The sequence below is a fragment of the Lentzea tibetensis genome, from assembly GCF_007845675.1.
Lineage (GTDB): Bacteria > Actinomycetota > Actinomycetes > Mycobacteriales > Pseudonocardiaceae > Lentzea > Lentzea tibetensis.
This window is the reverse complement of record NZ_VOBR01000009.1, coordinates 181,184-204,278: the sequence shown is the minus strand read 5'-3', so window position 1 is coordinate 204,278 and position 23,095 is coordinate 181,184. Positions and strand designations below refer to the sequence as shown.

Annotated in this window: 28 protein-coding genes and 2 tRNA genes; 23 read left to right on the top strand and 7 right to left on the bottom strand. The window is 66.1% G+C overall.

Annotation, left to right across the window (positions count from 1 at the left end; translation table 11 throughout):
* Nucleotides 1–48: 48 nt before the first annotated feature.
* Nucleotides 49–456: a hypothetical protein gene (locus tag FKR81_RS16760; protein WP_146352947.1), complete on the bottom strand. Its 408-nt coding sequence runs from the start codon at nt 454–456 to the stop codon at nt 49–51.
* Between the two features lie 740 nt (nt 457–1,196).
* Here FKR81_RS16760 and FKR81_RS16755 point away from each other — a divergent pair.
* Nucleotides 1,197–1,529: a hypothetical protein gene (locus FKR81_RS16755; protein WP_146352945.1), complete on the top strand. Its 333-nt coding sequence runs from the start codon at nt 1,197–1,199 to the stop codon at nt 1,527–1,529.
* Between the two features lie 100 nt (nt 1,530–1,629).
* Here the strand turns inward: FKR81_RS16755 and FKR81_RS45985 are convergent, their stop codons facing one another.
* Together FKR81_RS45985 and FKR81_RS16750 are read right to left on the bottom strand one after the other, a co-directional pair.
* Nucleotides 1,630–2,193, bottom strand: a complete 564-nt coding sequence (locus tag FKR81_RS45985) for a 2'-5' RNA ligase family protein (RefSeq protein ID WP_407936524.1) — start codon at nt 2,191–2,193, stop codon at nt 1,630–1,632.
* Nucleotides 2,194–2,196: 3 nt separating this feature from the next.
* On the bottom strand, nt 2,197–2,982 hold the full coding sequence (locus FKR81_RS16750; RefSeq protein WP_146352943.1) for a GntR family transcriptional regulator: 786 nt from the start codon (nt 2,980–2,982) through the stop codon (nt 2,197–2,199).
* Nucleotides 2,983–3,139: 157 nt separating this feature from the next.
* Here FKR81_RS16750 and FKR81_RS16745 point away from each other — a divergent pair, with 157 nt between their 5' ends.
* From FKR81_RS16745 to FKR81_RS16730, 4 genes are all read left to right on the top strand, one after another.
* Nucleotides 3,140–3,559 (top strand): plasmid replication, integration and excision activator, encoded by a 420-nt coding sequence (locus tag FKR81_RS16745; protein WP_146352941.1) that lies wholly within the window; start codon nt 3,140–3,142, stop codon nt 3,557–3,559.
* A 249-nt stretch (nt 3,560–3,808) separates the two neighbouring features.
* Entirely contained in the window at nt 3,809–4,063 is a 255-nt protein-coding gene (locus FKR81_RS16740; protein ID WP_146352939.1) for a hypothetical protein, read from the top strand.
* A 496-nt stretch (nt 4,064–4,559) separates the two neighbouring features.
* Nucleotides 4,560–4,952: a tyrosine-type recombinase/integrase gene (locus FKR81_RS45020; RefSeq protein ID WP_235921585.1), complete on the top strand. Its 393-nt coding sequence runs from the start codon at nt 4,560–4,562 to the stop codon at nt 4,950–4,952.
* A gap of 998 nt (nt 4,953–5,950) precedes the next feature.
* The gene (locus FKR81_RS16730; RefSeq protein ID WP_235921584.1) at nt 5,951–6,580 is read left to right on the top strand and encodes an HD domain-containing protein; all 630 of its coding nucleotides are present in this window, start codon (nt 5,951–5,953) and stop codon (nt 6,578–6,580) included.
* Here the strand turns inward: FKR81_RS16730 and FKR81_RS16725 are convergent.
* The 3 genes from FKR81_RS16725 to FKR81_RS16715 all read right to left on the bottom strand — a co-directional run bounded on the left by FKR81_RS16725 (nt 6,568) and on the right by FKR81_RS16715 (nt 8,497).
* Nucleotides 6,568–7,044, bottom strand: a complete 477-nt coding sequence (locus tag FKR81_RS16725; RefSeq protein WP_146352935.1) for an NUDIX domain-containing protein — start codon at nt 7,042–7,044, stop codon at nt 6,568–6,570. The two genes, FKR81_RS16730 and FKR81_RS16725, sit on opposite strands and share 13 nt — an antisense overlap.
* An 8-nt stretch (nt 7,045–7,052) precedes the next feature.
* Complete coding sequence (locus FKR81_RS16720) at nt 7,053–7,796, bottom strand: helix-turn-helix domain-containing protein (RefSeq protein WP_146352933.1); 744 nt, start codon at nt 7,794–7,796, stop codon at nt 7,053–7,055.
* A gap of 374 nt (nt 7,797–8,170) precedes the next feature.
* Nucleotides 8,171–8,497, bottom strand: coding sequence for a helix-turn-helix domain-containing protein (locus FKR81_RS16715; protein ID WP_146352931.1), 327 nt, complete (start codon nt 8,495–8,497; stop codon nt 8,171–8,173).
* 139 nt (nt 8,498–8,636) lie between these two features.
* Here FKR81_RS16715 and FKR81_RS16710 point away from each other — a divergent pair, with 139 nt between their 5' ends.
* The 16 genes from FKR81_RS16710 to FKR81_RS16635 all read left to right on the top strand — a co-directional run bounded on the left by FKR81_RS16710 (nt 8,637) and on the right by FKR81_RS16635 (nt 20,439).
* On the top strand, nt 8,637–8,966 hold the full coding sequence (locus FKR81_RS16710) for a WhiB family transcriptional regulator (protein WP_146352929.1): 330 nt from the start codon (nt 8,637–8,639) through the stop codon (nt 8,964–8,966).
* Nucleotides 8,966–9,397 (top strand): DUF3307 domain-containing protein, encoded by a 432-nt coding sequence (locus tag FKR81_RS16705; RefSeq protein ID WP_146352927.1) that lies wholly within the window; start codon nt 8,966–8,968, stop codon nt 9,395–9,397. The genes FKR81_RS16710 and FKR81_RS16705 overlap by 1 nt, the downstream gene beginning before the upstream one ends.
* A gap of 17 nt (nt 9,398–9,414) precedes the next feature.
* Nucleotides 9,415–9,852, top strand: a complete 438-nt coding sequence (locus FKR81_RS16700) for a hypothetical protein (RefSeq protein ID WP_146352925.1) — start codon at nt 9,415–9,417, stop codon at nt 9,850–9,852.
* On the top strand, nt 9,849–10,292 hold the full coding sequence (locus FKR81_RS16695) for an RRQRL motif-containing zinc-binding protein (RefSeq protein ID WP_186763004.1): 444 nt from the start codon (nt 9,849–9,851) through the stop codon (nt 10,290–10,292). The genes FKR81_RS16700 and FKR81_RS16695 overlap by 4 nt, the downstream gene beginning before the upstream one ends.
* The gene (locus tag FKR81_RS16690; protein WP_146352923.1) at nt 10,292–10,648 is read left to right on the top strand and encodes a hypothetical protein; all 357 of its coding nucleotides are present in this window, start codon (nt 10,292–10,294) and stop codon (nt 10,646–10,648) included. Before FKR81_RS16695 ends, FKR81_RS16690 begins: the two co-directional genes overlap by 1 nt.
* A gap of 107 nt (nt 10,649–10,755) precedes the next feature.
* Nucleotides 10,756–11,016, top strand: a complete 261-nt coding sequence (locus FKR81_RS16685) for a hypothetical protein (RefSeq protein WP_146352921.1) — start codon at nt 10,756–10,758, stop codon at nt 11,014–11,016.
* Entirely contained in the window at nt 11,013–11,294 is a 282-nt protein-coding gene (locus FKR81_RS16680) for a hypothetical protein (protein ID WP_146352919.1), read from the top strand. Before FKR81_RS16685 ends, FKR81_RS16680 begins: the two co-directional genes overlap by 4 nt.
* Nucleotides 11,291–12,451 (top strand): DUF2637 domain-containing protein, encoded by a 1,161-nt coding sequence (locus tag FKR81_RS16675; protein WP_146352917.1) that lies wholly within the window; start codon nt 11,291–11,293, stop codon nt 12,449–12,451. The genes FKR81_RS16680 and FKR81_RS16675 overlap by 4 nt, the downstream gene beginning before the upstream one ends.
* Nucleotides 12,451–14,721: a cell division protein FtsK gene (locus FKR81_RS16670; RefSeq protein WP_146352915.1), complete on the top strand. Its 2,271-nt coding sequence runs from the start codon at nt 12,451–12,453 to the stop codon at nt 14,719–14,721. Before FKR81_RS16675 ends, FKR81_RS16670 begins: the two co-directional genes overlap by 1 nt.
* 197 nt (nt 14,722–14,918) lie before the next feature.
* On the top strand, nt 14,919–15,167 hold the full coding sequence (locus tag FKR81_RS16665; RefSeq protein WP_186763003.1) for a hypothetical protein: 249 nt from the start codon (nt 14,919–14,921) through the stop codon (nt 15,165–15,167).
* Nucleotides 15,168–15,198: 31 nt separating this feature from the next.
* Nucleotides 15,199–15,462, top strand: coding sequence for a hypothetical protein (locus FKR81_RS16660; RefSeq protein ID WP_146352911.1), 264 nt, complete (start codon nt 15,199–15,201; stop codon nt 15,460–15,462).
* A 1-nt stretch (nt 15,463) separates the two neighbouring features.
* Nucleotides 15,464–16,453, top strand: coding sequence for a hypothetical protein (locus tag FKR81_RS16655; protein ID WP_146352909.1), 990 nt, complete (start codon nt 15,464–15,466; stop codon nt 16,451–16,453).
* Nucleotides 16,454–16,547: 94 nt separating this feature from the next.
* Nucleotides 16,548–17,438, top strand: a complete 891-nt coding sequence (locus tag FKR81_RS16650; RefSeq protein ID WP_146352907.1) for a bifunctional DNA primase/polymerase — start codon at nt 16,548–16,550, stop codon at nt 17,436–17,438.
* Nucleotides 17,435–18,985 (top strand): YfjI family protein, encoded by a 1,551-nt coding sequence (locus FKR81_RS16645; RefSeq protein WP_146352905.1) that lies wholly within the window; start codon nt 17,435–17,437, stop codon nt 18,983–18,985. The genes FKR81_RS16650 and FKR81_RS16645 overlap by 4 nt, the downstream gene beginning before the upstream one ends.
* Before the next feature lie 9 nt (nt 18,986–18,994).
* On the top strand, nt 18,995–19,198 hold the full coding sequence (locus FKR81_RS16640) for a helix-turn-helix domain-containing protein (RefSeq protein ID WP_146352904.1): 204 nt from the start codon (nt 18,995–18,997) through the stop codon (nt 19,196–19,198).
* On the top strand, nt 19,198–20,439 hold the full coding sequence (locus FKR81_RS16635; protein ID WP_146352902.1) for a site-specific integrase: 1,242 nt from the start codon (nt 19,198–19,200) through the stop codon (nt 20,437–20,439). The genes FKR81_RS16640 and FKR81_RS16635 overlap by 1 nt, the downstream gene beginning before the upstream one ends.
* Nucleotides 20,440–20,532: 93 nt before the next feature.
* Here FKR81_RS16635 and FKR81_RS16630 read toward each other — a convergent pair.
* A tRNA-Gly gene (locus tag FKR81_RS16630) sits at nt 20,533–20,606 on the bottom strand.
* A 60-nt stretch (nt 20,607–20,666) separates the two neighbouring features.
* Between FKR81_RS16630 and FKR81_RS16625 the strand changes: the two genes are divergently transcribed.
* Nucleotides 20,667–20,740 (top strand) — tRNA-Pro (locus FKR81_RS16625).
* A gap of 240 nt (nt 20,741–20,980) precedes the next feature.
* Complete coding sequence (locus FKR81_RS16620) at nt 20,981–23,056, top strand: peroxidase family protein (protein WP_146352900.1); 2,076 nt, start codon at nt 20,981–20,983, stop codon at nt 23,054–23,056.
* Nucleotides 23,057–23,095: the final 39 nt, after the last annotated feature.

The following is a 23,095-nucleotide window of genomic DNA, read 5'->3' as shown; positions in this document are numbered from 1 at the left end:
CCGCTGGCCGTGACCGATCATGGCGTGTCGGGGTGGTGCTTCAGCAGTTCAGCCGATGACTCGTCCCTTCGCATCTCGGGCCTTTTTCTGTAGCGACGAACCAAGCCCTCCCATGCCGAGAGCAGCAAGGAGGAACGTGGCAATCCACCACCAGCCACTGCTGGTGACGGCGAAAATGCCTGTACCGACTGCGGCTCCCAGGAAGACGATCGCCAAGCCGATCCCGAACGGATCTCTACGTAGTTCGTCATCGCTGGTCGCTAGTTGGCGCGCTTGATCATTCAGGTGTTCCAACATAGTGGCGCGTACATCGCTGCCCTCAGGCATCATCGCTAACAGTTCAAGATCTTCTTTGAGTTGCTTGCGTGCACCGCGCTGGCTGCGCACGAGTTGTAGCCCGCCACCAATGACAGGAAGGGCTGCGAGCGCGATCTTCGAGAGCATGTCGAAATCCATAGGGCCGTGAGGGTAGGGCAAGGGTGCGCCGCTGACATGGAGCCACGCTGCTCAAGGCGCTGCTTGGCCCATGGCAAGGCGGCATAGGCGTCGATCAAGCTGGTCAGACACGTGATCGTCCCGTCCGGCATGCCTACATGGGTGTTGGCGGTGCACTGCCGAGGCGCTGCGGGACCGCACTGCCGTGGCCGACGGGCGGAGCGGAGCGGGAGCCCGTCGTGCCCGGATGGGTGCGGGCCACGCTGGGAGGCGACTGGCCCTGCGCGCGCCGCCGACGGCGGCGCCTTGATCCCATAAAGCACAATTCAGCAAGCTAGTGCGGGCGAGTGCGGGCGAGTCGTAACGAAGCAGAGCGTGGCTGCGATCCCTGGTTGTCTGGAAGGGGAATCATGAGTCGCGTTCGTCTTGCGTCGATCTTGCTCTTGGCTGCCAGCAGTGTCGTCGCGTGTGGCAACAACGGTGGTGATGGTGCGAGATCGACCGTCGGAAGCTCCACAAAGAACACGGCTCAATCGACAAGTCGTCCAGCTACTACTACGACGGCCACCACGACGACTACTAGTCGACCTCTCACGCCTGAGGCCGAGTTTGATGCCCGGGCGATTCGGGAAGGCTGGGCCAAGTCGGGAGACTTTCGCACGTCTAGCCGTGAGTACGACGGGCCTGCTAGCTACATAAAGTTCATTTGCAAGGAGATGTCTGGCCCGGAGGGTCCTTCCGGACTATCTCGGGGTGAGCGTATGGAAGTTGAATGGAAGTCGCACAAGGCGATGTTCGAGGCGGGTGTTCCTATGTTCTGTCCTGAGCATGCCCAACTTGTTAAGGATGCTGTTAATGGAACTGTGAATAGGTACTACGGAAATGGCTCCTACTTTGTTCCGGATCAAATTGTGCCTGGCACCTATCGTACGCGTGAGCCGGTTCATGACTGCTACTGGGAGCGTGCGGCCGCCGATGGGTCAATCATCGACAACGGGTTTGTTACTGCCGCCAAGCAGTTGACGGTGACGGTAGGTCGCAACGACGGCGCGTTCACAACGCGTGGATGTGGCCGTTGGGAAAAGGTTGGGTGAGCGACTTTCGATCTAAGGTAATGTACCTAGTTGAGCTTTCGGCACATTGACCCAGACGTATGAGTGCTCTCGTCGTTCAAGCCTGATGAGAGATGCCTCATCAATAGTTACCGTGGCTTGTTTTGGATGAACGAGCGAAGTGGCTTTGACAACTCGGCTTGATGGGCGGTCTGTATTTACGTGCGCCATGCTGAGATGAGGTTTGTAGACGACCTCGGCTTCCGGTACCCCCGGCTTCTGACCACCTATCGGCAATGGCGTGCCGGATGGCATCTCTGATCGTGTGCACGGCTTCTGTTGGATCTGGACACAAAGCGATGGCCTGCGGGCGGATCGTAGGTTTGTGGAATGTTAGGGTCTGTGGTGGAATTTTGGCGAGGCGTGCTCTTGCTGCCGCAACTATCGCCCGAACTTCAGACTCCGATACTGCATCGACGAAGCCGACGCCTTGCATGGTGACGTGCAACCATGGGAGGGGCACCATGTCCAGTCCAGGCACGTCGGTTAGTGCGTCCTGGTACTGGGTGACCAAGCGACGTACATCGTCTTGGCCTTCGAAGGTTAGATGCCAGGTGTAGAACTGCCGACCTGGTCGCCAACCCGGCCGCCAGTACCAGTGGTTGACGAGCTGGTCGGCGTGCTCACTGATGAAGTAGTCCGGCACGGCTCAGACCTCGCTTGCTGCGGCGGGCTGCTCAGCTTCCTGTTCGACGGGGTAGTCGTCGATGACGATCACGCGGTCTGCGGGCCAGATCGACTCCGACACCTCCAGCACGTCGCCGTCCTCGTCGCGGGCCACGTGGACGACGTGCATCACGGGCGCACCGGTTGGCAGTTCAAGGATGCTGCTCTCGTCGGCGGTCGGCATGCGTGCGATCCACTGGTCGCGGGCGCGGGTGTAGTGGCGGCCGGTCAGGTCCTCGACGCACAGGAAGAGCGCTTTCGGTACGACGGTCGGCTCCTCCAGGAAGGTCCCGCCGGCCACTTCCACGGGGAGGTAGCTCGCGCCGATCTCCTCGGGCTGGTTGGTGTCCTTGTCGAACAGGTGGCGTCGGCGGATGACGACCTCGGTGCCGGGGTCGATGCCCATCACTTCGGCGATGTGGCTGGGGACGGGGCCGCGTCCGGCGAACACGATGTCGTGGCGCAGGTGGTGTGTCAGAAGCTTCTGGTGGTCGCGGGCGCTGCCGTATCGACCGCGGGAGCGTCGTTGCAGGCGGCGCTGTTCCTTCACGAACGTGCCGATGCCGTGGCGGGACTCGATGAGTCCTTCGGCTCGCAGCACGCCTAGTGCTTGCCTGATCGTCGGCAGGCTCATCCGGAAGCGCTCGACCAGTGTGGTTTCTGCTGGGAGTCGCTGACCAGGTGCGAGCTCGCCGTCGCGGATCTCTCGTCGAAGGGCGTCCGCTACGCGGTGGTACTTCGGCGCTCGTGCGCCAAGCCCCTCGGTCATCCTCGCTCCTCCTGCCTAACTAACCGACTAACGCTGAACCACGAGTCGCGAGTCGACCCTACTCCTCATGAGGACTTGACGACAGGCAGGCATCTCCGTAACTTGAACCCTAGGAGCAACTCCTAATGAGGAGTTGAAGACAGGAAGAGGTGCGGCTATGCCTGTGATCCCTTCGCGGTTCCCGGTGCGCTTCGGCGACGTGTTCCCGCTGGGTTGCTTCGTGCTCGGCGTCGAACCGGCGATGGAGTTCAACGAGGACTCCAGGGCGCCCAAGCGCCAGGAGCGGGACAAGGAGACGAACCTCCTGCTCTGGACCGTCCGGGCGCTGGACGCCAACGGGGAGGCAGCGCGGTTCGGCGCTGAGTTCAAGGTCAAGGTCGCCTGTGAGGTGCAGCCCGTGCCTCCGGCCAAGGCCAATGGCTTCCCGTACCCGGCTGCTGAGTTCGAGGGCTTGACGATCACGCCGTACGCAGGGCGGAACGGGCGGATCGCGTACAGCTTCCGCGCTACCGGGATGCGCGCGCCACACGTCGGGCGGGCTGCGAAGCCTGATCCGGGGGAGTCGGCTGCGGCGTGATCGGCGTCCGGTGCCTCCGGCGCGTACTCGGGGCCTCACCGAGATCAACCTTCAAGTAACTGTCCACCAGGGCGGGGCCATGGGGCTTGGCGACAACGGGCCGTGGCCTGAGCGGAGTGCGGCCACGTTCGTCTTCGGCGGCGGTGGAGCTGCGGCACGCGTGTCGATCCGAGTCATGGCTTCCGAGCTGGATCGGCTGGCGGACCTCGTGTCGCAAGCGCAGGCGCGTACCCGAGAGGGGGAAGAGTGATGCTCAAGCTCATGGCGTCACCGGGGCCGGACGCCAGGGCGGAAGTCGTGCCGTGGCCCGGCATGGTCACCGCGGCTTACTGCCTGCGGCTGCACCTGGACCCGTCGATGATCGTCATTCACATTCCGGAAGGCCCCAACGGGCGGGAGCAGCTGGCCGCGTTCCTGCGCTCGGTCGCGAACGAAGCGGGACTGCTCGCGATGGTGCTCGACCCCAAACCGGTGCGGAAGAGGCCTCCCGACTTGCCCGAATAGACGGGCGCGGGACGGGCGGATGCGTGGTGGCCCCTACCCGTCCCGTGCCTCCCAGAGCCCTGCAAAGGGGTGGTGCCGGTGAGGCTACGCCTGCTGGCCCGGTGGAAGTACGCGATGAACATGACGGCAGTGCACCCGATGACAGGTCGGGTCCGGATGGAATGGCACGAGTGCGTGCGCTGTCTGGGTGGCGGTTGGTTTCGCAAGACGGTGAAGCGGCCGTTGTGCACCTGGTGCAGAGAGCTGGAACGACGGCTCAACCAGCACTGATCGACAACTGAACATGCCTTGTTGGTGTGTCGCACGGGAAACAGTCCAAGTCTTGGCGGGCTCGACTGTTCCCCGGCGACCTACACCGACTCGAACAACCGTGCATTCGTTGGGACACAAGGAGATTCGAGTCATGCAGAGCGTAGCTGTGCGTAGGGGGAGTGCGTCAAGTCGGCGCGTTCGCCCACCAGAGTGGAAGTCCACGGCTGGCTTCCGCACGGTCGCAATGCCGGCCGTTCTAGTCGACGACTTCCGGCGGCACCTGATGGCTTTCGTAACGGCGGGGACAGAAGCGCTGATCTTCACGGGGGAGAAGGGCGCTCCGCTCAAGCGTGGCAACTGGCACAAGTCCGTGAAGTGGATCGCGACCGTGGCGAAAGTCAAGCTGCCCAAGGGCTTCCACTTCCACGACCTGAGGCACACGGGCAACAACCTTGCTGCTGCGGCAGGTGCGAGCACGCGGGAGCTGATGCATCGCATGGGGCACGGGAGCATGCGGGCCGCGCTGATCTACCAGCACGCCACAAGTGAGCGAGACAAGGAGATCGCTGACTCGCTGTCCGCACGGGTGGAGGCGGCGCAGGCCAAGGAGGAGGGACTTGAGGAGCCGAGTGGCTAATCGCACGTCAATCGCACGACAAGATCAAGAGGCGATGAAGGGGTGCTGCCCAAGATCGGATTGCACCCCTGCTGACCTGCCTAGACATGCAAAGAGCGGGTGACGGGAATCGAACCCGCATGACCAGCTTGGAAGTTGAGTCCCGCATTGAGCGAATGACCTTAGGAAATGCCTACGTGCGCGTCTGCTGCTGTCTTCCCCGTGCGTCCCCGCTGTTGCCCGCATGTTGCTGCCCGATCTGGCACGGATCTGGCACGGGCTTGCGTAGGCCAGGACCCGCTTGTGAAGCACAAGGGATTGGCGATCCCGCTCAGGGTGGCCGGTGTGCTGCATGGGTGGGTTCGTACCCGTTAGGGCGGCTGACTGGGGCTGGTCTCCTACAGCCTTCCGACCGACTCTGGCGTCGGTCCCATCCGCATGCGACACCTTGTGCCTCGCGCTGCGGTCGAACGTCGCATGCCCAACGGGGACATGCCGCCCTACTGGCCAGCCACGAAAACCACAAAACCACGAAAGTCAGCCTGCCAGGCGGTCGGCTGCCTCGAACGGGCCGTGACCTGGGCGTCCTGCGTCCATATAGGACAGCGGCGCCCGTCGGAGATCATCGCCACGAAAAGCCACGACATGCCACGAAAATCGCTGACCTGCGGAAACAGGGTCCCCGCGTGCTGTCACGTTAATCGGCTCCACGCGTCCCCAGGGCTGCTGTTTTCCCGCCCTCGCCCCTAACTTGGGCTGCGTCCATCGGGCGGACAGAGGCCACCTCGACGCCCGCTGAGCGGCGGAAACGTGGCCCTGAGATGGTCGTGGACGGTGCGGGGGCACCGGCCCGGTGTGGTTGGCAAGGTGGCCGCCACGTCCCTGGTGACCTTTTGTGGTTTTCGTGGTTTTCGTGGCAGCCCAAGCGCCTCTATGTTGCTTCAGCAGCCCCTGTCGCCGCAGACGGGGCAGCCGCGGCCGGTGTCAGACTGGGGGCGGTGAGCGCATATGGAGGTGCAATGGCTGACCGTGCAGAGGACGCACGTGAACTTGCCGAGTGGGAGCGCAGCAACGGGAACCTGATCGAAGTCGCGCGAGAGCTCGCACAACGCCTTGTGGCCCCACTGGGGCGGCGCTGGAGCCACGTTCAGGCGGTTGCTGTCCGCGCAGAGGAGCTGCGGGCCGCAGTCCATGTCCGGACAGATCCGGCCGAATGGAACGACGCGGCCGAGACGCTGTTGGTGGCCAGCGCGTGGCTACACGACGTCGGCTATGCCTCGGCACTCGTGAAAAGCGGCCTGCATGCGGCCGATGGTGCTAACTATCTGCGCGGGCAAGGGGTCCCCGCGAGGGTGGTCAACCTTGTTGCCCACCATTCGGGCGCTCGGTACGAGGCGGCCGAACGCGGTATGCCAGACATCCTGGCGGACTATCCGTTTGAAGATGACCTATTGTCAGATGCGCTTGCGACGGCAGATCTAACGACCGGTCCAGATGGTGAACGCTTCAGCTATGACGAGCGCATAGACGAGGTGTTTGTGCGGTATCCGGCCGATCATCCCGTTCACCAGTTTTGGCGCAAAGCGAGGCCCGTAGTTGGAGAGGCGATTTCCCGTACCGAAGCGCGGCTTCTCGCTCAACCGAGGTAGGGCTGTGTCCGTTCTGAATCAAGAGCGTGGTTGATTCGGAGTCGCATCGACGGGTGAATGTTGAGTTCGTTCAGGTCCGCTGGTGAGACCCAGCGGACCTCTTTCGTCTCGGTTCCATCCTCACGCGGGTTACCGCCGAGCCATCGCGCCTCGAAGCAAAGAGAGAATTGCTGCCGCACCTCGCCATCGTCGTAAGCCATGACGTGCCGAGGATCTGTGTACGTCCCCACGAGCCGCAGCACCTCCACGTCAAGGCCGGTCTCTTCCCGTACCTCGCGCACGACGGTGTCTGTGATCCGTTCGCCGGGGTCATGGCCGCCGCCGGGGAGTGCCCACAAGTCGTTGTCGATTTTGTGGATGAGCAGAATCCGACCGTTGTTGTCTCGGACGGCCGCTGTCACCGAGGGGACGACGTTGTTAATCGCAGGTGCGTTGTCGTCATTGAAATAGTCGATGCGGGCCATTGTTCTCCCTATATCAGCTCTGGTGTTGCACCGTGCCAGACTCGTTCGAACGAGGTCACGTAGTGGTCCCACATGATTCCTCCGCCCACTCGACGTAGATGCATCACGGGGTTCTGTCCGGCTACGGAGCCGTAGGCGTGACCGTTCACAAGCATGTGGTCATCAAACCGATAAATCGAGTTGTAGAGGATCGTGCCGTGGCTCCTGATCTCAACGCCCGGTAGTGAGCTGATGCATTCGAGGTAACGCAGCATCAACTGTGTCCGACCTTCGAGACCGCCCGGCGTCCCCTCTTCTGTGCCGCGTTGAATTACTGCGGCCGAAGTGTGGTCGCCGATTAGGAAGCGGTACTTCGCGCCTTGCTGCGTCTTCTGGCGAACGATCGGTAGCAGGTTGTATTGCTCAATGAGAAATGCGCCTGAATAGACCAGGACGTCCATGTGGCTGGTGACACCGTTGATGAGTTCGGTCCACGTGTCGTACGGAACCGATGACCGTGTGGGGAAAACGTGTGCAACTTCGCTTCGAGTGTTGGGTGGCGTCTTAACGTCCTCAGCGAGGTCTGGCCAGAGGTATACCTCATCCACGTCAAGCAACTCAGCGACCTGCCGCCGCGTGCGGCGGTGTGGCTTTCGCGCCTCGCTGGCGATCCACCGTTCAACGGTTTTCGGATCCACACCCAACCGAGCGCAAACGTCCTCGACCTTGAGCCCTGCGGACAGGATCGCTGATCGGAGCCGGTCGTTCGGCATGCTTGCTCCCCCTCCAGGACGTTCCAGGGACGTTTCGGACGCTACGAGGCAACCCGGGACGTCTGCAAGCGTGTGCGGAAACGCGGTTCAAGCGTCCCCCGTTGCGGCGTGAAATGGCTCCATCACCACAGGAGCTATCACGGAGGAGAAAAGCCATGGGACGCAAGCAGATGATGCCGACGATGCCTGGAAGTGGGTCCGGACGTCGGGCGATAAGTGCATTGGTAGCCGTCGCGTTGCTCGTGCTGGTACTTCGGGACCCAGTTGGTGCTGCGCACGCGGTGCAGCAGGCGGCGCGGTGGGGCGGCGCGGTACTCGACGCCCTGACCTCGTTCGGTTCAGCACTGTCGAAGTAGGGCTGCCGCATGAACATCTCAGCGGCCGGCCTGTTCAAGAGCGGTCACGCGGTTGCGGAGTTCCCGAACTTCCTCGCGGAGAGCGGTGATCTCCGACTTTGGGGCCTCGGCGGCGTTGGTCTGGCCTCGCAAGACCTTGGTGAGGTGGTCGGAAGGCCAGCTCAAGGCCTCAGACAGCGCGGCGAGCGTACGCGGATTGCGCTTCCTCGTGTTGAGCACATGGACCAGCTCTCGGACGGTCGTCAGGGACACGCCTGACTTGTTCGCGAGATCGGTCATGGTCATGCCCTGCTCTTCGAGGCGATCGGTGATCGCCCGCCCGAGCGCTGTCCAGTCCTGAGACATCGACCCTCCTAGCCGTCTGATCAGCGCAAGCCTAGCCACAGAGCGCGATACCGCGCGTGATTTGCGAAAGAAACTGTTGACGCACTATCAATTCATGCTCAAACTGAGCGTGATACTGATAGTCGACTAGGGAGGCGAAGTGAAGCGGTTCCAGCTCACGCCGGTCCCGGCGAGGTGGGAGGACCGGCCCTGTGAGGGGTCGGACCTCGAGTTGTGGTTCGGCCCGGCTGACGACTTGCCGGGGCAGTTGCAGGAGACGCCGGCGGAGCGGCGTCGGCGTGAGGGTGTGGCGAAGTCGGTGTGTGCCGGGTGCCCGGTGATGGCGCAGTGCCTGGCGCAGGAGCTGCAGCACGGGCTGGGTGACCAGTGGGGCGTTCGTGGTGGTCTGACCGCTGCTGAGCGGCAGGACCTGATCCGTGCCCGCCGCGCTGCGGTGGCCGTGGTCGCGGACCAGGCGGAGGTGGCGTGATGCACCTCGATACCGCGGTGACGTTCGCGGCCGTGAGTGCCGCGCTCTACGCCGGTCACCACGTGGGTGACTACTGGTTGCAGACCCCGCACCAGGGCAAGCACAAGGGTGATTGCGGTCGTGAGGGCTGGTTGGCCGCCGGCCGCCACGTCGCGACGTACACGATCGCGACCGCCGTCGCCGTCGCGCTGGTCGCGGTGGTGATCGGTCTGCCGATCAGCCCGGCCGCGTTCGTCGTCGGCCAGCTCGTGAGCGCCGCGACGCACTTGGTGATCGACCGCCGGTATCCGTTGCGGGCGCTGGCGGCGCTGGTGGACCGGGTCCAGCCCGGAAAGCTCGATTACTACGACAACGGCGGCGCGGCTCATCTGGATCAGTCCGCGCACATCTTCTGTCTGTTCGTCGCGGCGTTGCTGACTGCCGCCCTCTGAATCCCTTGGGAGAGAACATGTTGAGTTTTAGTCCTGAGCTGGTGGAGCTGGCCGTGCAGCTGCTGCGTGAGCACTCCGAGCTGCCGGAGTTGGGCTCGGTGAACGTGACCGAGTTCGGTACTGGCCGGATCTCGCTGCACCTGTCGGTCGGGCACGAGTCCCAGTTGCACGCGGTGGCGTTGTGGGCTCAGGCCCTGCGCACCGATGTGGTGCTGTCGTGGCAATCCGGGACCGATGTCAAGGTCACCGCCACCGCGCAGGTGCTCGCCGCCGATCTCGCGCAGCCGGCGCGGGTCGAGGTGTGGGCGTACCTGGACCTGCCCGAGGTGCTCACCGCGGTGACCGTGTTGGGCATCGCACCGGGCGCGGGCACCGGCCCGGTGCACATCGGCCCTGCCCGTGTGCTTCAGCTCCTGGGTGCGGCGCCCGCCGGTGATCTGGCGGTGGCGCGGTGAGCGGGCGTCAGTGGCCGATCACGTCCACCACGCTGTGGGACGGCCGGACGGTGTTCTGCCGGGGCACGTGGGAAGGGCTGCCGGTGTTCGGGTGGCGTGGCCGGCCGTGTGCGGCGCCGCGTGGGTTGCTGACCCGGCGTCAGTTGCGGGCCAAGGGGTTGCGGCCTGGTGGTCAGGACCCGGTGGCGCTGCTGCTGTTCTGGCATCGCCAGCCCTACCGGCGTCAGGAGCTGTGCTCGCTGTACCGCGAGGAGCTGGCGGTGCCGGTGCGGCCGATGACCCCGGCCAAGGAAGTGGCGCTCGCCGCCGCGCTGCGTGCCCGCCAGTTCTGCCAGACCCACCAGGGCTACGTGGACCACTGCGTCCGTGGCGCCAAGAAGCAGTGCGCCGCGTGCTTCGACGCGGACGAGATGACCGACTACCAGGGAAGGGCTGCCTGATGTTGACCACGATCACGTGCGTTGTCGTGACCTGCGACGAGTGCGGCGACAACAACGAACGCGACTACATCCCGCACTACACCGGCGAGTCCGACGCGATCGAGCAGTTGTGCGTGCAGGGCTGGCGGGTGCTCGGTGACGGCACGTTGGCCTGCCCGGTGTGCGTCGCGAAGCAGACCTGCCAGCTCAACGGACACCAGTGGGCACCGTGGCGGCCGTGCCACTGCCACGGCCAAGTGCTGCGCCACGTCGGCACCCCGAACGGCTTGTGTGGCAACGAGTTCCGGTGGTGCGAGCGTTGCGACCACGGTGAGGAACGGTCGTGCGGCGCGACGGCCACCACGGCGGTGGCGTGATGCGTACCAGGCCACCAACACCACGGTCCGGCGGTTCGAACCGCCAAGAACGCCCCGCCGGACCGGGTTCTGACACCCAACGATCAGCAGACCGAAAGGCACACCCAGTGTCCACCACACCCGCATCGCCCGACGGCCACACCCCTGCCCCGCAGGACCTGGCTGAGCTGCTGGCTCGCTGGGCCGGGCAGGCCCCTCGCTGGGACGCCGAGATCAGTGAGCTGGCCGACTGGTTCGAGCTCAAGGTCTTGCTGCTGATCCCGATCACCGCCGACCCGTGGCACGACGACTACGAGCAGGCGTGGCACATGTCCCGTCTCGCCGCGCGGACCGCGACGTCCCTGCGGGACAAGGAGGCCGGACGATGACCACGATCCCGTTGCCGCTGCTGCTGGGGTTGGCGCTGCTGGCGTTCACCGCCGTGGTGCTGCTGTGGAAGGTCCTGATCGGTGCGGCTGGTCTCGGTGTGGCTCAGTGGCTGCTCGTTCAGGCTGCTGACGACAACGCCGCCGTTCAGATCTCTGTGTTCGCGGTGCTGGCGCTGCCGACCGTGTTCGTCCTGTCCCGCGTGCTCGGCACGCACCACCGCCCGGCGCGTGCCCGTGAGTCTCGCTTTGTCTACGGCCGTAAGGAGAACGTGGTATGAGCACCACCTTTTACACCGGCCGCGCGGAGCGGACGATGGCCGCCGCGATGGCGGAGCAGCACAAGGCCGCGGCTGAGGCGCAGCGTGCCGAGACCGCGCTGAAGCTGGTCCAGGTGCAGCGTGAGCACGCGCTGGCTGCTGACGAGTTGGTGGAGCGCCGTGCCGCCCGCCGCCGCGCGGATCGTCGCGCTGCTCGTGCGGAGCGGTCCGCAAGGTTGTCGGGGCTGCTGGCGAGGGTGCCGGACTGGCTGTTGTCGGCTTTGTGGGCGGCGGTGATCGTCTCGCCGATCACGCTGGCGTGGCGGGCTCAGCAGGCGTTCGCGGCCACCACGTTGCATGTCCCGTCGGGCTGGTCGTGGCTGTTTCCGCTCGCGGTAGAGGCCGGCGCGTGGGTGTGCGCGTTCGAGGCGCACCGCCGCACGCGCCGGGGTGCGCCGACCGGGTCCCTGCTGACGTGGATGTGGGTGCTGTCCGGTATCGCCGCCGGGATCCAGCTCGCTCACGCGTCGGTGGACTACGGCGTGGTCGCTGGGGTCGCGTTGGGTGCGATGAGCCTGCTGGGTGTGTTGCTGCACCACATCCGGTCCACGGTGGACCGGGCGGCGGTGGAGGGCCGGACGGGTGCGGAGTTGCGTCGGGCGGCGTGGCGTCGGGTGCGGTTCCCGCGGCTGTCGTGGGCGGCTGCGAGCATCGCCGCCGCTCGCGGTGGGGACGTGACGGCGGAGCAGGCGTGGACGGCGGCATGGACCGACCGGTACGGCGTCGGCCCGGACTCGTCGCGGCGTGACAGGTCGCTGGCGCGGGTCATCGTGCGCCATCAGCACAGGGCCGATCGGGAGGCCGCTCGTAACGGCGGGTTGGTCATCGTGAGCGGCGTGATCCTGCCGGTGACGGTGCCGGTGCTGCATCCGGCCGGCGTGTCCTCGGACGTGCCCGCAGTCGAGGTGCCCGATGGGCCTGCCGACGAGACCGAAACCGGGATCGTACAGCCGGAACTGTCGCTGAAGGCGGCTGATCTCCTGATCAAGGTGCGGGGTGCGATCGCGGCCGGTGAGCTGCCCGCACGGCCGTCCGCCCGCGCGATCCTCGCCGCGTTCAAGGGCGCTACCGAGACCGCAAGCGAAGTGCGTGACCTGCTCAGGACGGAGGCCGCGTGATGACCACCAGCGAGAACCCCAGCACCCCCGCCGATCAGACCGGACAGGAGAGCAGCGTGACCGACAACGTGGTGCACCTGCGGCCCCAGCCCGCGTCCGAGGACGACGCGCGGACGCTTCCAGGTGCCGAGGTTGAGGTGGCTCCGGAGGTCATCGACGCCGAGATCGTGGACGACACCGCCGCCGACCGCGACGGCGACATCGATGCCGTGGCTGCGGTGACGCTCGTCGACCAGCCGGGCGGGGACTCGGTGCACTGGGTGCGCAGGCTTCAGCAGGCGCGGAGGGAACCGATCGTGCCGGCCTACCTGCGGTCGTGGAGCGAGGCACGGACTACGACGAAGTGGGTGGCGGGCTACTACGCCCACACCACCGGCTACCACGCTGTCCGGTCCCCGCTGTACGGGTTGCGGCTGGCGGTGCGTGCCCCGCGCGGTGTGCTGCTGCTGGCGGCGGCGACCGGCCGGTGGGTCAGCGACGCGGAAGGCCGCCAGGTGCGCTCAGCAACAGTGTCCAAAGAGGATGCCGTCACCTACCTGCGGTTGTCCGCGCAACGGGATGCCCGCGTGCGGTTCCGGTCGATCCTGCTCATCGTGGGACTGCTGATCGGCGTGCCGACGCTGATCCTGCTGCCCGATGCGCTGCCGGGCTGGGTGATGTGGGCGTGCACCACGCTGGCGGTGGCGTTGCTGGGCAAGCTCGGCACGCCGGGCGATAAGCCCGTCGTCTCACCCGCCGTGGTGGCCAGCCGCTTCGCCAAGCTCACCAGCGACGCGGTTACTCAGGCGCTGGCGTCGCTCGGTATCGCCTCGATCAACCAGGCGCTCAAGGCCGATCCGAAGGCCATCGGGTTCGTCTCGCCGATCCACAAGGATGGCCCCGGCTGGCGCGCTGAGATCGACCTGCCGGGCGGTGCCACGGCCGAGGACGTCATCAAGAACCGCTCCAAGCTCGCCTCCGCGCTCGGCCGGCCTTTGGGCTCCGTGTGGCCGGAAGGCCGCGCGGACATCAGCCCGGCACGCCTCGTGCTGTGGGTGGGCAACGAGGACATGAGCCAGGCCAAGCAACCCGCGTGGCCGCTGCGCAAGGGCACGCCCATCGACCTGTTCGACCCGCAGCCCTTCGGCACCGACGTGCGCGGCAACTGGGTCTCGTTCGTGCTGATGTTCGTGTCCGGCGTGATCGGTGCCGTGCCGCGCATGGGCAAGACGTTCGCCCTGCGGCTGCTGCTGCTCATCGCCGCCCTGGACCCGCGTGCTGAGCTGCACGTCTACGACCTCAAGGGAACCGGTGACCTCTCGCCCCTGGAGCGCGTCGCGCACCGCTACCGCGCCAGTGACGAGGACGACGACATCCTGTATGCGCTGGTCAGCCTGCGGGAGTTGCAGAAGGAGCTGCGCCGCCGCGCCAAGGTGATCCGGGAACTGCCCAAGGAGCTGTGCCCGGAAAACCAGCTCACCACCGAGCTTGCGTCGAAGAAGTCGCTCGGTCTGCACCCGATCGTCATCGGTGCTGACGAGGTGCAGATCTGGTTCGAGCACGAGAAGTACGGCGCAGAGATCGAAGCGATCGTGACGGACCTGGTCAAGCGAGGCCCGGCCACCGGCATCGTGACCCTGCTTGCCACGCAGCGCCCGGACTCCAAGTCAATCCCTACGCAGATCAGCGACAACGCCATCATGCGGTTCTGCCTCAAGGTGTCCGGTCAGGTGCCCAACGACATGGTGCTGGGGACCTCCAGCTACCAGAACGGCGAGCGTGCGACGCAGTTCAACTTCAAGCGGGACAAGGGAGTCGGCCTCCTCAAGGGCGTCGTGGACGAGACGACCACGGTCAAGACCGTCTACCGCGACGGCCCGGCCGCTGAAGCCCTGGTGAACCGTGCGCTCGCGCACCGCGTCGCAGCGGGCAGGGTCACCGGCTACGCCGCCGGTCTGGACGTCGCCGTGGACGAGACCAGCGCCGCGGTGAACACGCTGCTGCCGGATCTGCTCAACGTGTTCGGCGGCAACGACAAGCGTTGGTCAGAGTCTCTTGTGGACGCGCTGGCCGACTACAAGCCCGACCAGTACGGCACCTGGGGCGAGCTGCCCAACGGCACCACCAAGGCCACGCAACTGGCCGCAGCGCTCAAGCCGTTCGGTATCGCCACCAAACAGGTGTGGGGCACCGACCCGGCCACCGGCAAAGGCGCCAACCGGATGGGCGTCGAACGCGCCCACATCGCCGACGCTCTCACTGAGCGTGACAAGAAGATGAAGCGCGGCTAGGCCCGCGAACGGCTCTAGGTCTAGAGCCTTCCCCCTCTAGACCTAGAGCCCCCACTAGACCTCCACATACCTGCTGATCAGCGCCCTAGCGCCTAGGGGGCTTGGTCTCGCGCACCCAAAAACAGCCCAGGAGGGCCCTTCTGATGACCCCCGCAACCGTCGTCCGCCTCACCGCCGTTGCCCTCGCGATCGTCGCTGTGAGTGATGTCGCTCCGCAGGCGCGTGGACACGCTTGGCTCGCGCTCACCGCGTTAGCCCTGGTCTACGGCCTGGCCTGCTGGGCATTCCCGTACGGCAAATGCCGCCCGTGCAAGGGAATGGGCCGCTTCCACGGCGGACTCGGCGGCATCCGGCTGTGCAAACGCTGCGACGGCAGCGGCCTGAAGCTCCGCGCCGGCCGCAAGTTCCTCAACTCCCTGCGCCGCCACGCCCGCCGTGGCCGCTGAAAACCCCAGCACACAACAGGGACGTGACCACATGACCGACCGATTCATGACCACCTACGAACGCAACTACCTGGCGCGGACCTACTACCTGATCAGCGTCCAACCATCCGACCAGCAACAAGACACCTGGGCCGTCTTCGTTCCACTCCGAGACACCGAGCTGGCGTGCGGACGGGTCACCGCCACCGACCTGATCCAGCTCAGCCGGGCCCCTCATCTCGCCGTTGTCTGGCGGGCGACCTGCCGCCGCTGGCGGCCACTCCGCCGGAAATCCCAGCACAGCAAGGGGACGTGACATGTGCAGAGCAGGCGGACGCCGCTGCAACGGCAGCAGCAGCCAACGGACCAGCACAACCCACCGCAAACGCGTCTCACGTGCCCGCAAGGCACTCAACGCGGCTCAGGCCAGCGGTGACACCGCCGCGATCGACGCCGCACAAGCCCGCCTCAACCAGCTCACCAGCCCGACCGGTCAGGAGAAACCGTTGCAGCACAACGATCAGCCCCAGGTCGAACCGCAGAGCCCCTTGCACATCAGCAGGTTCAGCACTCCGGAGGGGGACGTGACCAACATCGTGCATGGCCAGAACCACGGCGTGCAGGCCGGAACCATCGACGGCGGCGTCACCATCAGCAACGGTCGCGTGTCCATCGGAAACGCTGGTCACCACAGGGACGTGACCGCCTTGGAGCGGGAGCGTGACTCCGCCCTCGCCGCGGCGCGCACGGCGCTGGAGAACGGCGACGGCGTGGCGTACGGAGCGGCGCTGGACAGGCTCGGTGCCCTGCCACGCGAAACCCCGCCCGTCAGGAGGTCTACAGGGACCGGTGACGTCACGGTCAACCGGTTCGACGGGGACATGACCGGGCCGGTTGTGCAGGTCGGCCGTCCAGGTGCGCGCCACGTCACTAACCAGTTCACCGGCACCACCTCCGGCATGGTCGTGCAGGCAGGCCAGATCAACGGCCGCATCTCCATGAGCGATCACCGCTCCGGCACCGAGGACGCGCACGTCACCGGCACGGGCAACGTCGTGTCCAGCGGCGACATCGTCAACGGCCGACCGGTCCCCGCCAGGGACATGACCCCGCCACCCGCACCCACCGGCCGGTCCGGCCGCGACGTCGCGCACGACGGGCCCCACCACGTCCAGGTCGTCACCGGCAACGGCAACACCGTCAGCGGCCACCCGAACCGGCCCGGCAGCACCACACAAGTGGTCCGTGGCAACGGCAACACCGTCAGCGGTGGCCGCAGCATCGGCCCCTGGTCCGACGAGGACTAGCCAGCTCGCGCCGGGGACGTGACATCGCCGTCCCCGGCGTGAGTCCCACAGCCCACTTCGGACAACCCCGCACGTCCCGCGAACGGAGATCACCATGCCTGCCAGCACCGACCTGCTCACCACCGCACTCAACCTGGCCGCACGCGGCTGGCGCGTGTTCCCGGTTCGACCGGGCGAGAAGGTCACCGCGATTCGCCAGTACGAGCAGCGCGCCACCACCGACCCGGCCCGTATCCGCCGCTGCTGGTCGGCGGGCCCCTACAACATCGGTATCGCGGCCGGCCCGTCCGGGCTCGTCGTCATCGACTTGGACCCCGCCAAGCCCGGCGAGAAGCCACCACCGCCGTGGGACCAGCCCGGCATCACCTGCGGACTGGACGTGCTGGCCGTGCTGTGCGAGCAGGCAGGCCAGCAGCTACCCCTGGACACCTACACCGTGACGACCCCCTCCGGGGGACTGCACCTCTACTTCGCCGCCCCCGACGGCGTGCAGTTGCGCAACACAGCGGGCAGCCGGGGCCGTGGTCTCGGCTGGCGCATCGACACCCGTGCGTGGGGCGGCTACGTCGCCGCCGCTGGTTCCGTTGTGGACGGACGCTGCTACGAGGTCGCCGAGAACGCGCCCGTGCTGCCCCTGCCCGGCTGGCTGACCGACCGGCTCACACCCGCACCCCTGCCGCCACGCGAGCCCGTCACCGTCGATCTCAGCGGCAGCCGCGCCGGACGCTACGTCACGGCCGCCATGCACGGCGAGATCGCCAAGGTGCTGGCAGCCGAGGAAGGCACCCGCAACCACACCCTGTTCGCCGCCACCGTGGCACTGGGCCAACTCGTCGCGGGCGGCTCCCTGAATGCCGATGTCGCGGAAACCGCGCTGGAGCAAGCAGGGGTGGCCGTGGGCCTGTCGCACTGGGAGGTACGCAACACCATCGAGTCCGGCATGAAGGCCGGCGCGGAACGTCCCCGGCGAGTGGACGCGGCATGAGCAACACGAACGCAGCCGCCGCCGCGATCGTGGACCAGGCCGTCCGAGCGCACGGCCTGCACCTCGTGCAGGGCGAGGGGTGGGAAGACCCGGCGCCGCTCATGGGGCGCAGCGCCGCGCACCTTCCGCCGTTCCCGCTCGAGGTGCTGCCGGGCTGGGTCGCCGACCAGGTGGCCGGTATCGCCACCGAGACCCAGACCCCGCCAGATCTAGCCGGGTGTATCGGGCTGGCCGCGTTGTCGACCGCTGCCGGTGGCCGTGCGGAAGTCGCGGTACGTGGTCTGTGGCGCGAGCCGGTCAACCTCTACGTCGTGGTGGCGTTGCCGCCCGGTGCCCGCAAGTCGCCGGTCTTCTCCGCCATGACCGCGCCCCTCCTGCAGGTCGAACGCGAGCTGGTGGACAAGACCGCACCACTCATCGCCACGGCCGAACTAGAACGCAAGATTGCCCAAGCACGAGCGGACAAAGCCGCGGTTACCGCCACGAAAGCGGACGCCCTGCAGCAGCACGAAGCGGTGGCGGCCGCGACCGATGCCGCGATGGTCGCCGAGGCCATCACCGTCCCGGTGCTGCCGCAGCTCGTGGCCGACGACGTCACGAGCGAGTACGCGGCCACGCTGCTCGCCGAACAGGGCGGACGACTCGCGGTGCTCTCGGCAGAGGGCGGCATCTTCGCCACGCTCGCCGGGCGCTACTCCGGCGTGCCCAACTTCGAGGTGTTCCTCAAGGGACACGCGGGCGACATGCTCCGCATCGGCCGCCAGGTCCGAGGCAAAGAGCACGTCGACCGCCCAGCACTCACGCTCGGGCTGGCACTACAGCCGTCGGTGATCCGCGACCTGGCGCACAACGCCGGATTCCGGGAACGCGGCCTACTCGGACGCATCCTGTTCTCCCTACCCGTCGATCTCGTGGGAAACCGCGTCATCGGCCCGGAACAGATCCACCCGGACGTCGTGACCACCTACAGCGACAACCTCCGGGCACTGGTCTGCTCGCTCGCCGAATGGACCGACCCGGCAGCGCTCACGCTCACACCCGAGGCCGCCGCCCTTGTGCTCCAGCTCGAAACCGAGGTGGAACCCAAGCTGCGGACGGGTGGGGAATTCGGCCACATCCGCGACTGGGCCAGCAAGTACGTCGGAGCCACCATCCGGTTCGCCGGGCTGCTGCACCTCGCTGACCACATCACCGATGGCTGGGGCCGCTCGATCACCGGCGACACCATGAAACGCGCTATCAACCTCGGCCGCTACTTCGCCACACACGCACTCGCCGCGTTCGATCTCATCGGCGAAAACGAAACCATCGAGAAAGCCCGCGTGATCCTCAACTGGATCGAACGCACCAAACCCGCACGATTCAGCCGCAACGAACTCGCCAAAGGCGTCTCGCGCGCCCAATTCAAGACCGTGACCCTGCTGGACGAGCCGCTGAGCCTGCTCGAACAACACGGCTACGTGCGCCGCGAACCTGAACCGGAAAAACGCGGTAAGGGGCGACCGCCTACCGCGACGTACCAAGTCCATCCAAAATATCGCGCATAAGGAGCCGAGGTGTCAGAGAAGTATCTGTCAGTCAAGCAAGTAGCCGAGATTCTTGGTACGACGGAGCGGTTCCCGCGCCGACTGATCGAGGAACGTCGCATTGAATTCGTGCACGTGGGTAAGCATGTCCGCATCGCAGAAAGTGTTCTCAATGCGTATATCCAGGCTCAGACCGTGCCCGTGCGGCTGGCGCATGGAAGGAAGGTTGCCTGATGGGCGGTAACAACAAGGGACGCAAGCGCAGGTTCGGCAGCGTGCGCAAGTTGCCGTCCGGTCGTTTCCAGGCGCGTTACCCAGGTCCGGATGGCTTGCTGCGCACTGCTGAAGAGACCTTCGAAACGCAGACGGCAGCGGATGAGCACCTCGTGGACATCGAGGCGGAAATGAGGCGCAAGGAGTGGATTGATCCGGACGCAGGCAAGGTCAGCCTTAAGGAGTACGCGGAGCGCTGGATCAGCGAACGCGACTTGGAGGACAGGACGCGCGAGCTGTACAGAGGCTATCTGCGAAACCACGTCGGCCCTCATCTCGGCGAGGTGATGCTCTCGGGACTTTCTGCTCCGCGCATTCGCACGTGGCGAAAGGAGTTGTTGGACGCAAAGACCGGGGCGTCGACCGTGGCAAAGTCGTACAGGTTCCTGCGGACGGTTTTGAACACAGCCGTTGACGATGAGCTGATCCGAAAGAACCCGTGTCGTATCAAGGGTGCTGGTCAGGAAACAGCAGCCGAAAGGCCTCACGCCACGCTGGAAGAGGTGTTCGCGATCGCAGCGAGCATTCAGCCACGTTACCGGCTGCTAGTGCTCTTGGCCGCATTCGCGCAACTGCGGTTCGGTGAACTCGTGGCACTGCGCAGTAGTGACCTCACGCTGCCAAAGCGGAGGAGGCCGACAACAGAGGAGATCGCGGCCGGGGCTGATCCGAGCGAGCTGATTGACGATGGAACCCCGCTGCTCCGCGTCGACCGCGCGTTGGCGCAGCTCGATAGCGGAGAGCAGAAGCTCAAGGGGCCTAAGTCGGAGGCCGGACGGCGCACGGTGGCATTGCCTGCCGCGATCCTCCCGGACCTGCGTCGGCATCTTGCTACGTCGGGCTTCACCGACTCGGAACCGGACGGGCGGCTGTTCCGTGGCCCGAAGGGCGCCACGCCCCGGCGGAACAACTTCAACGGCACTTGGAAGGCCGCCGTCCGTAAGGCAGCGGCAAATCCGGACCTGCACCTGCACGACCTACGGCACGCGGGAGCGACGCTCACGGCGCAGACCGGAGCGACGTTGAAAGAGATCATGTCGAGGATCGGGCACTCCAGCACCCGCGCCGCGATGGTCTACCAGCACGCCACGAGCAAGCGGGACCACGAGATTGCAGTGGCTCTGGACACCTTGATCCGCACCGCCCGGAAGGTCGCTGAGGAGGTCGCTGAGGCAGCGGGGGAGGAGGACCCGGACGGCTGATCTGGCACGAATCTGGCACGAGGGGGGTTCTAGGGCCCCTACGACAAAAGCCCAGGTCCACAGTCGACACTGTGTGACCTGGGCTTTCCTATGTGGAGCGGGTGACGGGAATCGAACCCGCATGACCAGCTTGGAAGGCTGGGGCTCTACCATTGAGCTACACCCGCACGCGCCCCCTGGGGAGTGTGCGCAGACAGCTTAGCGTGCCGCGCTAAGCTGTCGACGACCGGGGCGTGGCGCAGTTTGGTAGCGCACCCGCTTTGGGAGCGGGGGGTCGCAGGTTCAAATCCTGTCGCCCCGACGGTCTCGGAGGGCTCCCGCGTCCGCGCGCTGTGCGGACGCGGTGAGCCCGGACCGTCCGCCCATTAGGTGTTTCGCGTCATTCCGGCCGACAAACCTTAAGTGTTTTATGTCCTTTTCTTGACCAATTCAAGGGGCGTAGCCTCCGACGGTGGCGAGGTCGGGAGGAATAGCGTCGCCCCGTCAACGCGAAATCCGGAAACGCCGGGAAGGGGGGATAACCTGGAAAGACGGGTTTGTCATGCGGAAAGGAAACCGGCATGTCGTCGTGGTGACGGCTGCCGCGCTCGCCCTGCTGGGGCCAGGAGCCCCCGTTTTCGCCGAGCCAGCACCTCTGGCCTGCGCTGATACCCTCGTCCGCACGCTGGACGGGAGCTGTAACAACCTGCTGCACCCCGAATGGGGAAAAACCAACACGCCGTACCTGCGTGTTGCCCCCGCCAACTACGCCGACGGAATTGCGCGGCCCGCGAGTGGACCGAGCTCGAGGTTCGTCAGCAATCGACTCTTCAACGACACCTCGCAGAACTTGTTCTCCGAGCGCGGTGTCTCGCAGTGGGGCTTCGTGTGGGGGCAGTTCATGGACCACACGTTCGGGCTGCGGCAGGAAGCCGGTGGTGAGAACTCGCCCATTTCGTTCGACGCGAGGGACCCGCTGGAGGAGTTCCGCAACGACCTCGGGTCGATCGGGTTCATGCGGACGCCCGCGGCTCCGGGTACTGGGACCACCACCACGCGCGAGCAGCTGAACACCATCGACAGCTACATCGACGGGTCCAGCGTCTACGGGCCTGACGTGACGAGGCTCGAGTGGATGCGCGAGGGGCCGGTCGACGGGACGCTCGCCAACAACGGTGCGCGGCTGTTGCTCGACAAGGGGCTGCTGCCGCGGCGGGACTCGCGCGGTGACGCCGCGAAGGCGCCGGTCATGGCGATCGACGGGCTGCTCAGGAGCAACCCGAGCAAGGCCATGGTCGCCGGGGACGTGCGGGCCAACGAGAACATCGCGCTCACCGCGACGCACACGCTGTTCGCGTTGGAGCACAACAGGATCGTCAACGCGCTGCCGCGGTCGCTGTCCGAGAGGGACAGGTTCGAGATCGCGCGCCGGGTGGTCGGTGCCGAGCAGCAGTTCATCACCTACACCGAGTTCCTGCCGAGCATGGGCGTCGCGCTGGCGCCGTACCGGGGCTACAACGCGAACGTGAACCCGAGCCTCTCCAACGAGTTCGCGGTCGTCGGGTACCGGGCGCACAGCTTCATCCACGGCGAACTCGAGCCGATCGCCCCCGAGGGGACGTACACCGAAGCGCAGCTGGCAGCGTTCGAACGGCAGGGCATCGAGGTTGAGCACGAGGACGGCGAAGTCGTGCTCGTCGTGCCGCTGAACGTCGCGTTCTTCAACCCGAACCTGCTCGGCGCCATCGGGCTCGGCCCGGTGCTCAAGGGCATCGGTGCGGAGCCGGAGTACAAGAACGACGAGCAGATCGACAACCAGCTGCGCAGCGTGCTGTTCCAGATTCCGGTGCCGGGCAACCCCGGCTGCCTCGACGGGCCTGAGCTGCCGAAGTGCTTCCGCGGCGTCGTCGACCTCGGTGCGATCGACATCGCGCGCGGTCGCGACCACGGGATGCCCGCGTACAACGACCTGCGCAGGGCGTACGGGCTGGCGCCGAAGACGAGCTTCCACGCCATCACCGGTGAGTCCAGCAGCAACTTCCCGAACGACCCCGAGATCAACCAGCGGGACCCGATCAACGACCCGGACATCATCGACTTCGTGAAGCTGCGTGACGGTGCGGGCAACGTCGTCCCGCTCGACGTCCCGGACGCGGCCGACGGCTTCGGCGTGACCGGCACGCGCAGGGCGGGCACGGCCGCGCGGCTGAAGGCGATGTACGGGGACGTCAACAAGCTCGACGCGTTCGTCGGCATGTCCGCGGAGACGCACGCCCGCGGCAACGAGCTCGGTGAGCTGCAGAAGGCGATCTGGAAGAAGCAGTTCGAGAACCTGCGCGACGGCGACCGGTTCTTCTACCTCAACGACCCGGCGCTCGCCGCGATCGAGAGCCGGTACGGGATCAGCTACCGCAACACGCTCGGCGACGTCATCAACATGAACACCGACGCCGACGTGTCCGACGACGTGTTCGCCGCGGAGATCCCGGTCCTGCCGGCGTGGGCGAACGCCACGGCGTACGCCGTCAACGACGTCACGGTCTACAACCACCGCACCTACGTGTGCAGGCAGGCGCACCGGTCGCAGCTGGACTGGACGCCCGTCGTGACCCCCGCCCTGTGGCGCTTGGTCACCTGAGCCACCAGGGAAAGAAGTCGAGGGTGGGCGCGGCCGTCA

Bases quoted from the DNA above. Each gene is read 5' to 3' on its own strand.
- FKR81_RS16760 (WP_146352947.1), bottom strand. From the start codon at position 456: ATGGATTTCGACATGCTCTCGAAGATCGCGCTCGCAGCCCTTCCTGTC.
- FKR81_RS16755 (WP_146352945.1), top strand. From the start codon at position 1,197: ATGGAAGTTGAATGGAAGTCGCACAAGGCGATGTTCGAGGCGGGTGTT.
- FKR81_RS16750 (WP_146352943.1), bottom strand. From the start codon at position 2,982: ATGACCGAGGGGCTTGGCGCACGAGCGCCGAAGTACCACCGCGTAGCG.
- FKR81_RS16745 (WP_146352941.1), top strand. From the start codon at position 3,140: ATGCCTGTGATCCCTTCGCGGTTCCCGGTGCGCTTCGGCGACGTGTTC.
- FKR81_RS16740 (WP_146352939.1), top strand. From the start codon at position 3,809: ATGCTCAAGCTCATGGCGTCACCGGGGCCGGACGCCAGGGCGGAAGTC.
- FKR81_RS45020 (WP_235921585.1), top strand. From the start codon at position 4,560: ATGCCGGCCGTTCTAGTCGACGACTTCCGGCGGCACCTGATGGCTTTC.
- FKR81_RS16730 (WP_235921584.1), top strand. From the start codon at position 5,951: ATGGCTGACCGTGCAGAGGACGCACGTGAACTTGCCGAGTGGGAGCGC.
- FKR81_RS16725 (WP_146352935.1), bottom strand. From the start codon at position 7,044: ATGGCCCGCATCGACTATTTCAATGACGACAACGCACCTGCGATTAAC.
- FKR81_RS16720 (WP_146352933.1), bottom strand. From the start codon at position 7,796: ATGCCGAACGACCGGCTCCGATCAGCGATCCTGTCCGCAGGGCTCAAG.
- FKR81_RS16715 (WP_146352931.1), bottom strand. From the start codon at position 8,497: ATGTCTCAGGACTGGACAGCGCTCGGGCGGGCGATCACCGATCGCCTC.
- FKR81_RS16705 (WP_146352927.1), top strand. From the start codon at position 8,966: ATGCACCTCGATACCGCGGTGACGTTCGCGGCCGTGAGTGCCGCGCTC.
- FKR81_RS16700 (WP_146352925.1), top strand. From the start codon at position 9,415: ATGTTGAGTTTTAGTCCTGAGCTGGTGGAGCTGGCCGTGCAGCTGCTG.
- FKR81_RS16690 (WP_146352923.1), top strand. From the start codon at position 10,292: ATGTTGACCACGATCACGTGCGTTGTCGTGACCTGCGACGAGTGCGGC.
- FKR81_RS16680 (WP_146352919.1), top strand. From the start codon at position 11,013: ATGACCACGATCCCGTTGCCGCTGCTGCTGGGGTTGGCGCTGCTGGCG.
- FKR81_RS16675 (WP_146352917.1), top strand. From the start codon at position 11,291: ATGAGCACCACCTTTTACACCGGCCGCGCGGAGCGGACGATGGCCGCC.
- FKR81_RS16670 (WP_146352915.1), top strand. From the start codon at position 12,451: ATGACCACCAGCGAGAACCCCAGCACCCCCGCCGATCAGACCGGACAG.
- FKR81_RS16660 (WP_146352911.1), top strand. From the start codon at position 15,199: ATGACCGACCGATTCATGACCACCTACGAACGCAACTACCTGGCGCGG.
- FKR81_RS16655 (WP_146352909.1), top strand. From the start codon at position 15,464: ATGTGCAGAGCAGGCGGACGCCGCTGCAACGGCAGCAGCAGCCAACGG.
- FKR81_RS16650 (WP_146352907.1), top strand. From the start codon at position 16,548: ATGCCTGCCAGCACCGACCTGCTCACCACCGCACTCAACCTGGCCGCA.
- FKR81_RS16645 (WP_146352905.1), top strand. From the start codon at position 17,435: ATGAGCAACACGAACGCAGCCGCCGCCGCGATCGTGGACCAGGCCGTC.
- FKR81_RS16635 (WP_146352902.1), top strand. From the start codon at position 19,198: ATGGGCGGTAACAACAAGGGACGCAAGCGCAGGTTCGGCAGCGTGCGC.
- FKR81_RS16620 (WP_146352900.1), top strand. From the start codon at position 20,981: ATGCGGAAAGGAAACCGGCATGTCGTCGTGGTGACGGCTGCCGCGCTC.